We start from the raw sequence: 12247 nt of genomic DNA, 5'->3' as shown, positions 1-12247 counted from the left end.
CAGCATGACGTTTTTACTCCCAGGCAGCCGCCTACTTCCCGCTGGGCACGTCCGACTGCGCATCTACGGCCTGGCTGGCACCTTTTTTTGCTTTGGGCTTGGCTTTTTTCTTGCTGGCCAGCGCGGTGGTGTAGTCGATGATGCGGCCGGCAATGTCCTGCTTGGTGGCTTTCTCGATGCCTTCCAGGCCCGGCGAGGAGTTGACTTCGAGCACCAGCGGGCCGCGCTTGCTCTGCAGCATGTCGACGCCCGCAATGCCCAGGCCCAGGGCCTTGGTGGCCAGCAGCGCCGCCGCCTTTTCGGCGCGCGTGAGCTTGACGAGCGTGCCCGAGCCGCCGCGGTGCAGATTGGAGCGAAACTCGCCCTCCTTGCCCTGGCGCTTCATGGCGCCCACCACTTCGCCGTCGACCACGAAAGCGCGCAGGTCGGCGCCCTTGCTTTCGGCAATGAACTCCTGCACAATGATGCGGGCCTTGAGGTTGTGAAACGCCTCAATCACCGACTGCGCGGCTTTGGCCGACTCGGCCAGCACCACGCCCAGGCCCTGGGTGCCTTCCAGCAGCTTGATGATGACCGGAGCACCGCCCACCTGCTCTATCATCGCGGGCACGTCTTCGGAGAAGTTGGTGAAGGCCGTTTTGGGCATGCCCACGCCGGCGCGGCTCAGAATCTGCATCGAGCGGAGCTTGTCGCGCGAGCGCACAATGGCCTGGCTGTCGATGGCGGTGCGCACCTTCATCATCTCAAACTGGCGCACCACGGCCGTGCCGTAAAACGTGACCGACGCGCCAATGCGCGGAATGATGGCGTCGAAGCCGGCAAGCCGCGCGCCCTGGTAAATGATGCCGGGCGTGCCCTTTTCCAGCACAATGTTGCACTGCAAGTGGTCGATGACCACGGCTTCGTGGCCCTGGGCGGCCGCGGCCTCCACCAGCCGCTTGGTGGAATAAGAGTTGGGCTCACGCGAGAGAATGGCCAGTTTCATCGTGGAGTGAAGAGAAGGCGGAAGGAACAGAAGGGAAATGGCACAACAAAAACGCGGCGCATTCGGCCCGCAAAACTACTCAGGGACGGGCGCGGCGCGCGGCCGCATGGGCCAGGGCTTTGTAGGAAAGGTTGCGCTTGGCCACGTCGACCACGAAGCGGCCCTGCCGCAACAGGCTGCGGCCCAGCAGCACCGGGTACTTCATGTCGGAGCGGTCGGAAAGCGAAAATTCGGCGTCAAATTCTTCGCCGTACAGCTGCACCGTGGCCCGAATAACGTAGCGCTCCTGCACCTCGCCGTTGGAAGAGCGGATGTCGCGCAAGGTAAAATCGGCAAAGGTGAGCGGGCGGCCGTTGGCGTCGGCGTGGTCGGGGTCGAGCAGGCGCACCACCAGCACCGGCCGCTGCTGCGCGTCGGTTTCGATGTGGATGTCGGTGCAGTGAATGGCGCTGGTGTAGGCACCGGTGTCCACCTTGGCCTCCACGCCGCCCAGGGCGAAGGCGGGAAAGTCGATGAGCTCGCGGCGGCCGAGCAAGCGCTTGGGAGGGCGAGGGCGGTTCATGGTGGTGAAGATAGGGCCGGCCGCCGCTTATCGGGCCTGGGCCGGCGCCCAAACCAATGGCATGGAAAGCAGTCCGGCCTCGGCCGGAGAACTTTCAAATCAATTGAAGCGCGCTCCGACCGGGGCCGAAACGTCCTCGCATCAATCTGAAAGCCCTCCGACCTCGGCCGGACCGGGTTCAATTCTCTTTTGCAGAAGAAAGGATTGGGGGCTGTATCCTAAGCCGTTGCTTAGCGGTATTTATCAAGGGGGTCGGCGACGCCCCGCTCACGTGCTAGGCGCTCGTACTCGCGCTGGGTGCGCTGCTCACGGCTCAGGCCGCCGTAGCCGTAGGCGGCCAAGCCGCTCAGCAGCACCCCAACTCCCCAGAAAGCAGTGCTCCAGATGGGCCAGGGAATTTCGCCGGTGTGATGGCGGTCCGTCAGGGCCCAAATGGCCCAGAGCAAAGCGTTCACCCACAGGTAGGTGAAGAGGTGCGATTGAAACTTGGCCCGGGACTTTGCTTTCTGCCACAGGTAAGGGTCGCGTTGCAGGGGTTCCATGAGCTTGAGGGGTTGGGGTTGGTTGGAATTGATGGTCAAAGATGGCCTTTCGGCCCGGGGCCGCGCCACTTCCCGTTGCCGAAGCGTCGAAGGCCGTAGCTGAGGCAGCATTTGCGGCTGCCGAAGCGTACGAGTTGAATCGCGCCTGGGCGCCCGGCATTACACCCAACTGTCCAACATAAAAACGTCCTGCCGGGCTAAGCCCGACAGGACGTTCGATGCTTTTTGCGGTCCGCGTGCTCTGCACGGCGATAAATCCGGCGGCTTACGCCAGCTCGCCCACGCCTTCCACCCGCTCGGCCACTTGTTGCATCAGCCACAGCGGGGTGCTGGTGGCGCCGCAAATGCCCACCGACTGCGCGCCGGCCAGCCACTCGTCGTTCACCTCCGTCTCGTTTTCAATGAAGTAGCTGCGCGGGTTCACGGCGTTCACCACCGAAAACAGGGCCTTGCCGTTGGAGCTTTTACGGCCGCTCACGAAGAGCACCACGTCGTATTCGGTGGCAAACTTGGCCAGGGCGGGCTCGCGGTTGCTCACCTGCCGGCAAATGCTGTCGTTGGCGTCGAAGCTGTCCAATTGGCCGCCGGCGGCCGCGATGCGGGCCTCCATCAGGGCCTTCATCTTGTAGAAGCCGGCCGTGCTTTTGGTGGTTTGGCTGAACAGCGTGACGGGGCGCGCGAAGTCAATCTGGTCCAGGTCGGCCTCGTTCATCACGATGATGGCGCGGTTGCCGGTCTGGCCCGTGAGGCCGGCCACTTCGGCGTGGCCCGGCTGGCCGTAAATCACAATCTGGCCGTTTTGGCGCTGGCTCAGGTCGAAGGCGTGCTTCACGCGGTTTTGCAGCTTGAGCACCACCGGGCAGCTGGCGTCAATCAGCTCTAGGTTGTTTTCGAGGGCCAGCTGGTAGGTTTCCGGCGGTTCGCCGTGGGCCCGGATGAGGACTTTGGTGTCGTGCAATTCGGCCAGCTGCTCGCGGTCGATGATGCGCAGGCCCAGCTGGTGCAGGCGCTCCACCTCCATGCGGTTGTGCACGATATCGCCCAGACAGTAGAGGTGGTGGCCCTGTGCCAATTCGTCTTCGGCCATTTGAATGGCGAATTCGACGCCAAAGCAGTAGCCGGAATTTTTATCAATCGTGACCTTCATGCTGGGAGTTTAACACCGCGCGGCGGCAAGGGGTTCGCCGGGGCAAAGGTACGGATTAGCCGGGCGGCAAGGCACACAAATTGCCCATGCCTTTAATCCGAATTTAATCCCAGCCCGCGGCGAACAACGCCGACGACACCCTATCCAGCACAAAATCGACCTGCTCGGTGATGGTGATGTGCGTGGTATCGAGCAGCACGGCGTCGGGGGCGCGGCGCAGGGGGCTTTCGGCGCGGGTCGAGTCGAGGTGGTCGCGCTTGCGCAGGTTCTCGATGATGTCGTCGAGGGGCACGATTTCACCCTTTTCGGCCAGCTCTTCCTGGCGGCGCCGAGCGCGCAGCTCCACTTCGGCGGTCATGAAGATTTTCACCTCCGCGTCCGGAAAAACGGTGGTGCCGATGTCGCGGCCGTCCATAACCACGCCGCGCTTGCGGCCCATTTGCTGCTGCTGGGCCACCATGGCGTGCCGCACCATCGGGATGACCGACACCTCGCTCACCGAGTTGGAGATGCGCATCTGGCGGATGTCGTCTTCGCGGTTGGCACCGTTGAGGAACAGCTCGTTGCGGCCCGTGCGGCGGTTGCGCCGGAAACTGATGTGGATGTTGCGCAGCGCTGCCTCAATACCGGGCAGGTCGTCGAAGGCAATGCGGTTTTCGAGCAGGTACAGCGTCACGGCGCGGTACATGGCGCCGGTGTCGACGTAGGCGTAGTGGAGCAGCTGGGCCACGGCCTTGGCGGTGGTGCTTTTGCCACAGGAAGAGTAGCCGTCAATGGCGATAACGAGTTGTTTCATAACGACGCGGGCGGCCATTGGCCCCGCAAGATTACGAAATCCAACCCTTACGAACCGGCACCGGGGCTTTCAGACGGGCCGGCACCGAGGCAAAAAAAGCGGCTACCGACGCGCTTTCTCCCTCATTCAGTTGGGAATTGACCAGTTGGAAGGGGTTGAAAAAAAATCTTCCGGCCATGCCCACGCCGGTGCTGCCGTCCTTGCCCGTGCCCCATTCGCCGTGGTATACCCGCACCAGGCACTGCCCCAAAAAGCAGCCCAGCGCCATCACCACGCCCTCGCGCTCGGCGGCGGGCAGCACGCCCCGCTGCGCCGTGATGAAATGGTCGAGGTGGGCCACGGCCTCGGCGTCGAAGGCCGGCAGGTTGAGTTGCTGGCGCACCTGCTCGGCGGCCAGTTCAATGGATTCGAGGGGCGTAGGGCTGGATTCAGGCATAGCAATGACGTGGGTACGGGTAACGAAAGCGGCCGGAGTCAGTCGGCTAGTCCGCAAAGTAACACGCCCGCCGCCCCGGGGGTTGTCGGCGCCACGGGCCTGGCCCGGCTTGGGGAAGCGCTTAGTTGCGTCCGGCCTTCTTATCGGCGATGTACTCGTTGAGCAGCGTCGGCAGCTTGTCGGTGGTCAGGGAGCCCCATTTAACTTTCTTGCTCAGCCGCGCGTCGTCGGCAATCAACGGCTCGACAATGGCCCGCAGGTTGCTGCCCGACTTAGTGAGGCTCAGCCATTGTGGGCTGTCGTCGCGCTTGAGTATCCACGCTTTGGTCATCTCGTACTCAGTGGCGTCAGACCTATAAGTATTTCCGGCAAAGCCGTTGGGGGTGGCCACGGCGCCGTAGTGCACGGCATCTTCGCGCTTCATGGTGCCCCTGAACTGGTAGAGCGCTAGCCCCGCCCCCACCGCGCCCACCCGCACGAAGGCAATGCGGTACTCCTGCTCGTCGGCCCCCACCATTACCTTGAAGTCTTTCAGCACTACGAAGGAGTCCTGCGCCATCACGAAGCTACTGACTTCTACCGGCGTGTACACTTTAGGGGCGCCGGGCGTCACGGCCACCACCTTGTTATAGTCAAGATAGGCCAGCGGCGCGCTCACCGTGCTGCCGTCGCGCAGATGAATGCGGCCGGGCACGGTCTTAGGCAGCTTGCGCGGCAGTTCGGCGGCGGGCTTGCCAAACTGGTAGGTGTTCTTTTTCTGGCCCCAGGCATTGGTTTGGGCCTGCACAACCGGCGAGGCAAAGGCGCCGGCCAGCAGCAGGGCAAAAAAGGTCTTGGTCATGGTTTGCTGCGGGGCCGGTTAGGCCAGTGGACACTTGCTTGGGAGAAATGGTCAGGACTTGGCTTTGGCGGTTTTGCGGGCCACGTATTGGCTGAGCAGGGCGGGCACGTCTTCGCGGCGCAGGCTGCCCCAGCGCACCGAGGCCGCCAGCACTTGGTCGTCGGCCACCAAAGGCTCAAGTACCTCGCGCAGGTTGCGGGCGCCGGAGGGCAGCGTGAGCCAGCGGGGGTTGCCGTCGCGGCGCAGCAGCCAGGCCGTGGTCATCACGAAGGTTTCCTGGCGGCCACCGTACACCGGAATGGCCGTGTTGCCGGCGGCCATGTGCAGGGCCAGGCCGGCACCCACCAAGGCTAAATTGCCGCCGCTCACCTGCTGGCGCGACATCGTGCCCCGAAACTCGTAGAGCTCCAGCCCGGCGCCGGCCGCGCACACCCGCATGAAGCTGCTGCTGTAGTGCTCGGCGTCGCGCACGAGGGTGACGTAAAAATCGCGCAGCACCGTGAACGAGTCGGTGCCCATCACGAAGCTGCTCACCTCGTCGGGCGAGTAGGTTTTTTCGGCGCCGTCGGGTCCGAGGGCTTTGAGAACGTCGCCGTCTTCTAGCCGCAGCTGGGCGGGCAGCAGGCGGCCATCGGTGAGGTGCAGCCGACCGGGCTGCAGCGGCGGCAGCTTCTTTTTCTTGCCTTGAGCCCAGGCGGGCGTAGTCAGGGCAAGGCCGATGAGCAGGAATAGCGTTAGTCCCGCCCGGAACCCGGGCAGAATACGAGTAGAAAAAGCCATAATTGCCGGCAAACGTGGAAGGATGAGCGGGCAATAATAGTGGTTCTGACCGAATTATGGCCGGCCTTTCCATTGGCCCTCACGAGCCCATGCCCGACGTCATTTCCCGGTTTTAGCCGCCGTGTATTGCGCCAGCAGCTCCACCATCTTCTCGGGAGTGAAGGCCGAGGGAAACAGCCGGCGAATTTTCTTGCTGAGCTCGGGCTGGTCGGCCGTGAGGGCTTGCAGCAAGTCGTGGGCCTCTTTGGATTGAGGTTGCAGCGTTTGCAGCTCCGGATGGGCAGGGGTGCGGAGCAGGAGCACCGTCATCACCTTCTCTTCATAGGTGCCCGTCTTTTTTTGGAGCAGGGCGCCGCCGGCAACACCGGCTACGCCGTAGCTCATGCCGGTGCCAACGCTACTGAGCATCATTGCCTGCGAACTCGGTGCGGCTTTGTACACGTCCATGGTGCCCTGCAGACCATACAGCTCCAGCCCGCCCGCGGCTTGGTGCACCCGCACCATGGCACAAGGGTATTGCGTCAGCACGCCGTTCACCACCACGTCGAACTTGCGCAGCACGGCGAACGAATCGGCCCCAATCACAAAATTTTGCACCTGCACGGCCCCAAAGCGTTGCGGCTCTACTGCACCATCCGCCTTCACCAGCAACTCGTTGTCGCTGACTAGGCACAGGCTACCGGCGTGCGAAACCCCATCGGCCAGCCGGTAGTGGCCCGGCCTGAATACCCGGGGCTCGGGCTTGGCACCGGCCGCCAGGGTGTGCAGGAGGCCCAGCGCCCCGCAAAAGGCACCGCACAGAAAGAACCGCCCAAGGCGCCAGGAAAGTAGGTGTCCGCTCATGGGCGCAAAATAGCGCCTAGTGCCCGCACGGGCACGGCACGCTCTTGCCGCGGCTGTGGTGCTTGTACCAGCTGGTTTTTTTCTGCTGCGAGGTGCGGCGGGCGCAGCCGCTCAACAGGCTGCCGCCCAGCACGAGCACCGTCATCACCAGCACCAGCCACGACCAGGATTTTTTCATAGCCAACTTATTTTATCTCAAAGTTAAGGTTCTTTGCGGCCCCGCCCACCGGCCGTCGTTTTTATCTCCCGCTCGCGCATGACCCCGTCTTTTTCCCTCACCGCCAACGTCGTTGACGTTTTCGCTCGTTCCATTCAGCCCGCCATTGTTTCGGTCGAAGACGGCCGCATCGTGGCCATTTCCCCCACCGACGAGGCCACGCCCGACCCGGCCCTGCCCTACGTGCTGCCCGGCTTCGTCGACGCCCACGTGCACGTGGAAAGCTCCCTGCTGGTGCCCACCGAGTTTGCGCGCCTGGCCGTGACGCACGGCACGGTGGCCACCGTCTCGGACCCGCACGAAATCGGCAACGTGCTGGGCGTGGCCGGCGTGGAGTTTATGCTCGAAAACGCCAGCCATTCGCCGTTCAAGTTCTGCTTTGGGGCACCGAGCTGCGTGCCGGCCACGCCGTTTGAAACGGCCGGGGCCGAAATCACGGCCCATGACATTGCCCGGCTGTTTGAAAACCCCAAGATTGGCTACCTGGCCGAAATGATGAACTGGCCCGGCGTGCTGCACCGCGACGCCGACGTGATGCAGAAAATTGCCATTGCCCAGGCCGCCGGCCGGCCCGTGGACGGCCACGCCCCCGGCCTGCGCGCCGACGACGCGGCCCACTACGCCAGCGCCGGTATCAGCACCGACCACGAGTGCTTCACCGCCGAAGAAGCCCGCGACAAGCTGGCCGTGGGCATGAAAGTGCTCATCCGCGAGGGCTCGGCGGCGCGCAACTTCGACGCCCTCATCGAGCTCATGCCCGAGCATTACGCCAACCTCATGTTCTGCTCCGACGACAAGCACCCCGACACGCTGGTGCTGGGCCACATCAACCAGCTGGTGCAGCGGGCCGTGGCCCTGGGGCACGACGTGTTTCAGGTGCTGCGCGTGGCCTGCATCAACCCCGTGAAGCACTACAACCTGCCCGTGGGCCTGCTGGGCGAAGGCGACCCAGCGGACTTTATTGTGGTGAAAGACCTGCGCGATTTCGAGGTGCTGCAAACCTACCTCAACGGCGAGCTGGTGGCCGAAAATGGCCAGTCGCGGCTGCCGGCCGCACCCATTGCGGTGGTTAATAACTTCCACGCCGGGCCCGTGGCTGCGGCCGATTTCCAGCTGCCGGCCCCGGCATCGGCCCAGCCCACCGCGCGCGTCATCCAATGCTTCGACGGCCAGCTCATCACGGCGCGCGTCGACCTGCCCGCGGCAATCGCAGACGGCCTGGTGGTGCCCAACGTGGCCGAAGACGTGCTCAAGCTGGCCATCATCAACCGCTACCAGCCCGGCGTGGCGCCCGCCGTGGCGTTCATTCGCGGCTTTGGGCTGCAGCACGGCGCGCTGGCCAGCAGCGTGGGCCACGACTCGCATAACATCACCGCCGTGGGCTGCGACGACGCCAGCCTGGCCCGCGCCGTAAACTTGGTCATCGGAGCCAAAGGCGGCCTGGCCGCCGTGGGCGCCGACGGCCGCGAAATCCTGGTGCCGCTGCCCGTGGCCGGCCTCATGTCGGACCAGGCCGGCACCTCGGTGGCCGCGGCCTACGCCGCCGTCGACGCCCTGGCCAAGGAGCTGGGCTCGCCGCTGGGCGCACCGTTCATGACGCTCTCGTTCATGGCGCTGCTGGTCATTCCCAGCCTGAAGCTGAGCGACAAAGGCCTGTTCGACGGCCAGCAGTTCACGTTCGTGGACGCGGTAGAGTAGAGACGCATATTTGCGTCTCGTCGTTGAACGATGTACGTCCCCGGTTCTGGTTGTTCAACGACGAGACGCAAATATGCGTCTCTACTCCACATGCCCTTATTTATGAATTCATCGCGCCTTATTTACGGCCTCGCCAGCGGCTGGCTGCTTGTGGCGCTGGCCCAGCCGGCCGCCGCGCAGAAGTACCGCACCGCCGCCGGCCTGCGCAGCGGCGGGGGCAGCTACGGCCTCACCGTGCAGCAGTTGGTGCTGCCCAAAACCACGCTCGAAGGGCTGGGCATGCTCTCCGAGCGCGAGCGCAGCGCCACGGTGCTGGCCGAGCGGCACTTCGGCATCCTCGGGCCCAGCCTCAACTATTACCTGGGCGGCGGCGGGCACTTTGGCACCCACAAAGACGACGGCCACTTCTGGGGCTTCGACGGCCTGATTGGGGCCGAGTACAAGCTGCCGTTTGGCCGCATCGTGCTTTCCTTCGATTTCAAGCCCACCGTCGAGTTCAACTCCGCCGACTGGAACCGCTTTACCACGGCCTTTTCCGTGCGCTACATCATCCTCAAGCAAAAGAAATCGGGCATTTTTCAGGACCTCATCGACAAGGTGAAGGGCAACTAAAAAGCCCCGACTCGGGCAGAGTCGGGGCTTTTTTAGGAGGGTAAACGGGAGGCTTACTGAAAGCGCTTTTCCAGCAGCTTCAGCATCTTTTCTTCGGTGAGGGGCTTGGTGAGGTACTCCACGTTGGGGTACTTGGCCACGCGGGCGGTATCGGCGCCGTGCATGGAGGTGGTGAGCACGGCCATCACCGTTTTGTCCTGCACGGGCTGGGGCAGGGCATTGTACAGCTCCAGAAACTCGAAGCCCGACACGCCGGGCATCTTCAGGTCCACAAACACCAGGTCGGGGGCAGGCGTCGAGTTGCCGTCCTGGGCGCTGCCCCACAGCTGCTCGAAAGCCTCATCGGCCCGCGAGAAAGTGCTCACGTGGTCGGCTACGGCTAGGCGGCCCAACAAGCGGTTGTTGAGAAAGCTGGTCGTTTCGTTGTCGTCAACGAGTACAATGTGGTTCAAATTAGCAGACATGGATAATAGAGTTATTTCTGGCTTCCACGAAGATACCGCACAGGAACGGCCCCGGCAATGGCCCAGCTCGGTTAGAGCCAGCCTTGGGCGCGCATCCAGTCGTCGTTGTAAATCTTGCCCAGGTACCGGGTGCCGTGGTCGGGCAGCAAAATGACCATCGTGTCTTCTTCTTTGAGGTGTTCGCGGGCGTACTCCAGGGCGCCGTGCACCGCCGAGCCGCAGCTCCAACCCACAAACAGGCCTTCTTCTTTGGCCAGCCGGCGGGTCATGAGTGCAGCGTCCTGGTCGGTTACTTTCAGAAACAGGTCAATCACGTCAAAGTTGACATTCTTGGGCAAAATATCTTCGCCGATGCCCTCGGTTTTGTAGGGGTAAATCTCGTTTTCGTCGAAGATGCCCGTCTCCTTGTACTTCTTGAACACCGAGCCGTAGGTGTCGAGCCCCAGCGTGAAGACGTTGGGGTTCTGCTCTTTCAGGTACTTGCTCACGCCACAGATGGTGCCGCCCGTGCCCACGCCGGCGGCCCAGTGCGTGATTTTGCCCTCGGTGCCGTTCCAGATTTCGGGGCCCGTGTGGTCGTAGTGGGCGGCGGTGTTCGAGAGGTTGTCATACTGGTTGGGGTAGAACGAGTTGGGCGTTTCCTGGTTGAGGCGGCGGGCCACGGAGTAGTAGCTGCGCGGGTCGTCGGGGGCCACGTCGACGGGGCACACCACCACTTCGGCGCCCACGGCGCGCAGGATGTCCTGCTTCTCCTTGCTCTGCTTGTCGCTCATCACGAAAATGGTTTTGTAGCCTTTCGCGATGGCGGCCAGGGCCAGGCCCATGCCGGTGTTGCCGCTGGTGCCCTCGATGATGGTGCCGCCCGGCGTGATGATGCCGGCCTTTTCGGCGTCCTCAATCATGCGGATGGCCATGCGGTCCTTCACCGAGTTGCCGGGGTTGAAGTACTCCACTTTGGCCAGCACCGTGCCCTTGATGCCGTCGGTGACTTTGTTGAGCTTAACGAGCGGAGTATGGCCAACGGCCTCGATGACGTGGTTGAAATACATTGAAACTAGGTGGGTGGGGATGGGTTGAAGTGAGGGTGCAAAGGTAAGGATTGTGACGGCGGGGCGGGGTTCTTTCCGTCGTCATGCGGCGATGCCGGTTGCACTGAGCGCAGCGAAAGCCCTACTCGCGGAAGAACGGCGGGCAGCATTTCGGGCGGCGCAGGCGTGAAAAGGTCGTTCGCTGCGCTCAGGATGACAGGCGGTTGGTTATTGACATCAAGCGCCTTGCCCTAGCCCCAAAAAGCCCTACTTTTGCACCACCGTTGCCCGTCCGGGCCACCCTCCCACCACCATCAAATTTCCCAAAAACACCTCCGAATGAGCGTTCTGGTCAATAAAAATTCCAAGGTTATCGTGCAGGGCTTCACCGGCTCCGAGGGTTCGTTCCACGCCCAGCAGATGATGGACTACGGCACCAACGTGGTGGGCGGCGTGACGCCCGGCAAAGGCGGCTCCGAGCACCTGGGCCGTCCCGTGTTCAACACCGTGGCCGAGGCCGTGGAGAAGGCCGGCGCCGACACCAGCATCATCTTCGTGCCCCCGGCTTTCGCCGCCGACGCCATCATGGAAGCCGCCGACGCCGGCATCAAGGTGATTATCACCATCACCGAAGGCATCCCGACCAAGGACATGATTGCCGTGAAGCAGTACCTCTCCGAGCGCCCCGAGGTGACGATGGTGGGCCCGAACTGCCCCGGCGTGATGACCGCCGGCGAGTGCAAAGTGGGCATCATGCCCGGTTTTATCTTCTCGAAAGGCAAAATCGGCATCGTGTCCAAGTCGGGCACGCTGACCTATGAGGCCGTGGACCAGCTCACCAAAGCCGGCTTGGGCCAGACCACGGCCATCGGCATCGGCGGCGACCCCATCATCGGCACCACCACCAAGCAAGCCGTGGAAATGCTGATGAACGACCCCGAAACCGAAGGCATCGTGATGATTGGCGAAATCGGCGGCGGCATGGAAGCCGAAGCGGCGCGCTGGATTAAGGAAACCGGCAACAAGAAGCCCGTGGTGGGCTTCATCGCCGGCCAGACGGCCCCTCCCGGCCGCCGCATGGGCCACGCCGGCGCCATCGTAGGCGGTGCCGACGACACCGCTGCCGCCAAGATGGCCATCATGCGCGAGTGCGGCATCCACGTGGTGGATTCGCCGGCCGAGATTGGCGACACCATGCTGCGCGTGCTGGGTAATAAATAAGGCAGCTTTAAACCAAATTAAAGTAAAAAAGGAAAGCTCCTGCATCTGCCGGAGCTTTCCTTTTTTGCTATTGTC

The 12247-nt window shown here is 63.1% G+C and carries 14 protein-coding genes and 1 pseudogene; 3 read left to right on the top strand and 12 right to left on the bottom strand.

The annotated features are described in order from the left end of the window. Positions 1-31: 31 nt before the first annotated feature. From rimK to IC234_RS05445, 10 genes are all read right to left on the bottom strand, one after another. On the bottom strand, positions 32-985 hold the full coding sequence (gene rimK, locus IC234_RS05490; protein ID WP_190922850.1) for a 30S ribosomal protein S6--L-glutamate ligase: 954 nt from the start codon (positions 983-985) through the stop codon (positions 32-34). A gap of 79 nt (positions 986-1064) precedes the next feature. Continuing rightward, the gene (locus IC234_RS05485) at positions 1065-1547 is read right to left on the bottom strand and encodes an ATP-dependent zinc protease family protein (protein WP_190922849.1); all 483 of its coding nucleotides are present in this window, start codon (positions 1545-1547) and stop codon (positions 1065-1067) included. A 230-nt stretch (positions 1548-1777) separates the two neighbouring features. Continuing rightward, positions 1778-2089, bottom strand: coding sequence for a 2TM domain-containing protein (locus IC234_RS05480; RefSeq protein ID WP_190922848.1), 312 nt, complete (start codon positions 2087-2089; stop codon positions 1778-1780). A 265-nt stretch (positions 2090-2354) separates the two neighbouring features. Further along, on the bottom strand, positions 2355-3236 hold the full coding sequence (locus IC234_RS05475; protein ID WP_190922847.1) for a 4-hydroxy-3-methylbut-2-enyl diphosphate reductase: 882 nt from the start codon (positions 3234-3236) through the stop codon (positions 2355-2357). A gap of 103 nt (positions 3237-3339) precedes the next feature. Continuing rightward, the gene (gene cmk, locus IC234_RS05470) at positions 3340-4032 is read right to left on the bottom strand and encodes a (d)CMP kinase (protein ID WP_190922846.1); all 693 of its coding nucleotides are present in this window, start codon (positions 4030-4032) and stop codon (positions 3340-3342) included. Positions 4033-4063: 31 nt separating this feature from the next. Then, on the bottom strand, positions 4064-4468 hold the full coding sequence (locus IC234_RS05465) for a hypothetical protein (RefSeq protein ID WP_190922845.1): 405 nt from the start codon (positions 4466-4468) through the stop codon (positions 4064-4066). A 121-nt stretch (positions 4469-4589) separates the two neighbouring features. Continuing rightward, positions 4590-5309 (bottom strand): hypothetical protein, encoded by a 720-nt coding sequence (locus tag IC234_RS05460; RefSeq protein WP_190922844.1) that lies wholly within the window; start codon positions 5307-5309, stop codon positions 4590-4592. Between the two features lie 51 nt (positions 5310-5360). Beyond that, positions 5361-6089, bottom strand: a complete 729-nt coding sequence (locus IC234_RS05455) for a hypothetical protein (protein WP_190922843.1) — start codon at positions 6087-6089, stop codon at positions 5361-5363. A 99-nt stretch (positions 6090-6188) separates the two neighbouring features. Beyond that, positions 6189-6932: a hypothetical protein gene (locus IC234_RS05450; RefSeq protein ID WP_190922842.1), complete on the bottom strand. Its 744-nt coding sequence runs from the start codon at positions 6930-6932 to the stop codon at positions 6189-6191. Positions 6933-6948: 16 nt separating this feature from the next. Next, the gene (locus tag IC234_RS05445) at positions 6949-7110 is read right to left on the bottom strand and encodes a hypothetical protein (protein WP_190922841.1); all 162 of its coding nucleotides are present in this window, start codon (positions 7108-7110) and stop codon (positions 6949-6951) included. 78 nt (positions 7111-7188) lie between these two features. Here IC234_RS05445 and ade point away from each other — a divergent pair, with 78 nt between their 5' ends. Both ade and IC234_RS05435 read left to right on the top strand, forming a co-directional pair. After that, on the top strand, positions 7189-8847 hold the full coding sequence (gene ade, locus IC234_RS05440) for an adenine deaminase (RefSeq protein WP_190922840.1): 1659 nt from the start codon (positions 7189-7191) through the stop codon (positions 8845-8847). Positions 8848-8949: 102 nt separating this feature from the next. Continuing rightward, positions 8950-9459 carry a hypothetical protein gene (locus IC234_RS05435; protein WP_190922839.1) on the top strand — a complete coding sequence of 170 codons (510 nt, stop codon included), beginning with the start codon at positions 8950-8952 and terminating at the stop codon, positions 9457-9459. A gap of 53 nt (positions 9460-9512) precedes the next feature. Here the strand turns inward: IC234_RS05435 and IC234_RS05430 are convergent, their stop codons facing one another. Both IC234_RS05430 and IC234_RS05425 read right to left on the bottom strand, forming a co-directional pair. Then, the gene (locus IC234_RS05430; RefSeq protein ID WP_190922838.1) at positions 9513-9923 is read right to left on the bottom strand and encodes a response regulator; all 411 of its coding nucleotides are present in this window, start codon (positions 9921-9923) and stop codon (positions 9513-9515) included. Between the two features lie 74 nt (positions 9924-9997). Beyond that, positions 9998-10972: pseudogene (locus IC234_RS05425) on the bottom strand (PLP-dependent cysteine synthase family protein); the annotation flags it as partial. A 318-nt stretch (positions 10973-11290) separates the two neighbouring features. On the opposite strand from IC234_RS05425, the gene sucD reads away from it, so the two are divergent. Continuing rightward, positions 11291-12172 (top strand): succinate--CoA ligase subunit alpha, encoded by an 882-nt coding sequence (gene sucD / locus IC234_RS05420; protein ID WP_190922836.1) that lies wholly within the window; start codon positions 11291-11293, stop codon positions 12170-12172. Positions 12173-12247: the final 75 nt, after the last annotated feature.

The sequence above is a fragment of the Hymenobacter armeniacus genome, from assembly GCF_014699055.1.
GTDB lineage: Bacteria > Bacteroidota > Bacteroidia > Cytophagales > Hymenobacteraceae > Hymenobacter > Hymenobacter armeniacus.
This window is presented reverse-complemented; position numbering and strand designations above follow the sequence as displayed.

Excerpts from the sequence above, each read along its gene's own strand:
- cmk (WP_190922846.1), bottom strand. The coding sequence starts at position 4,032 with ATGAAACAACTCGTTATCGCCATTGACGGCTACTCTTCCTGTGGCAAA.
- rimK (WP_190922850.1), bottom strand. The coding sequence starts at position 985 with ATGAAACTGGCCATTCTCTCGCGTGAGCCCAACTCTTATTCCACCAAG.
- ade (WP_190922840.1), top strand. The coding sequence starts at position 7,189 with ATGACCCCGTCTTTTTCCCTCACCGCCAACGTCGTTGACGTTTTCGCT.
- IC234_RS05445 (WP_190922841.1), bottom strand. The coding sequence starts at position 7,110 with ATGAAAAAATCCTGGTCGTGGCTGGTGCTGGTGATGACGGTGCTCGTG.
- sucD (WP_190922836.1), top strand. The coding sequence starts at position 11,291 with ATGAGCGTTCTGGTCAATAAAAATTCCAAGGTTATCGTGCAGGGCTTC.
- IC234_RS05460 (WP_190922844.1), bottom strand. The coding sequence starts at position 5,309 with ATGACCAAGACCTTTTTTGCCCTGCTGCTGGCCGGCGCCTTTGCCTCG.
- IC234_RS05485 (WP_190922849.1), bottom strand. The coding sequence starts at position 1,547 with ATGAACCGCCCTCGCCCTCCCAAGCGCTTGCTCGGCCGCCGCGAGCTC.
- IC234_RS05435 (WP_190922839.1), top strand. The coding sequence starts at position 8,950 with ATGAATTCATCGCGCCTTATTTACGGCCTCGCCAGCGGCTGGCTGCTT.
- IC234_RS05450 (WP_190922842.1), bottom strand. The coding sequence starts at position 6,932 with ATGAGCGGACACCTACTTTCCTGGCGCCTTGGGCGGTTCTTTCTGTGC.
- IC234_RS05430 (WP_190922838.1), bottom strand. The coding sequence starts at position 9,923 with ATGTCTGCTAATTTGAACCACATTGTACTCGTTGACGACAACGAAACG.
- IC234_RS05480 (WP_190922848.1), bottom strand. The coding sequence starts at position 2,089 with ATGGAACCCCTGCAACGCGACCCTTACCTGTGGCAGAAAGCAAAGTCC.
- IC234_RS05465 (WP_190922845.1), bottom strand. The coding sequence starts at position 4,468 with ATGCCTGAATCCAGCCCTACGCCCCTCGAATCCATTGAACTGGCCGCC.
- IC234_RS05475 (WP_190922847.1), bottom strand. The coding sequence starts at position 3,236 with ATGAAGGTCACGATTGATAAAAATTCCGGCTACTGCTTTGGCGTCGAA.
- IC234_RS05455 (WP_190922843.1), bottom strand. The coding sequence starts at position 6,089 with ATGGCTTTTTCTACTCGTATTCTGCCCGGGTTCCGGGCGGGACTAACG.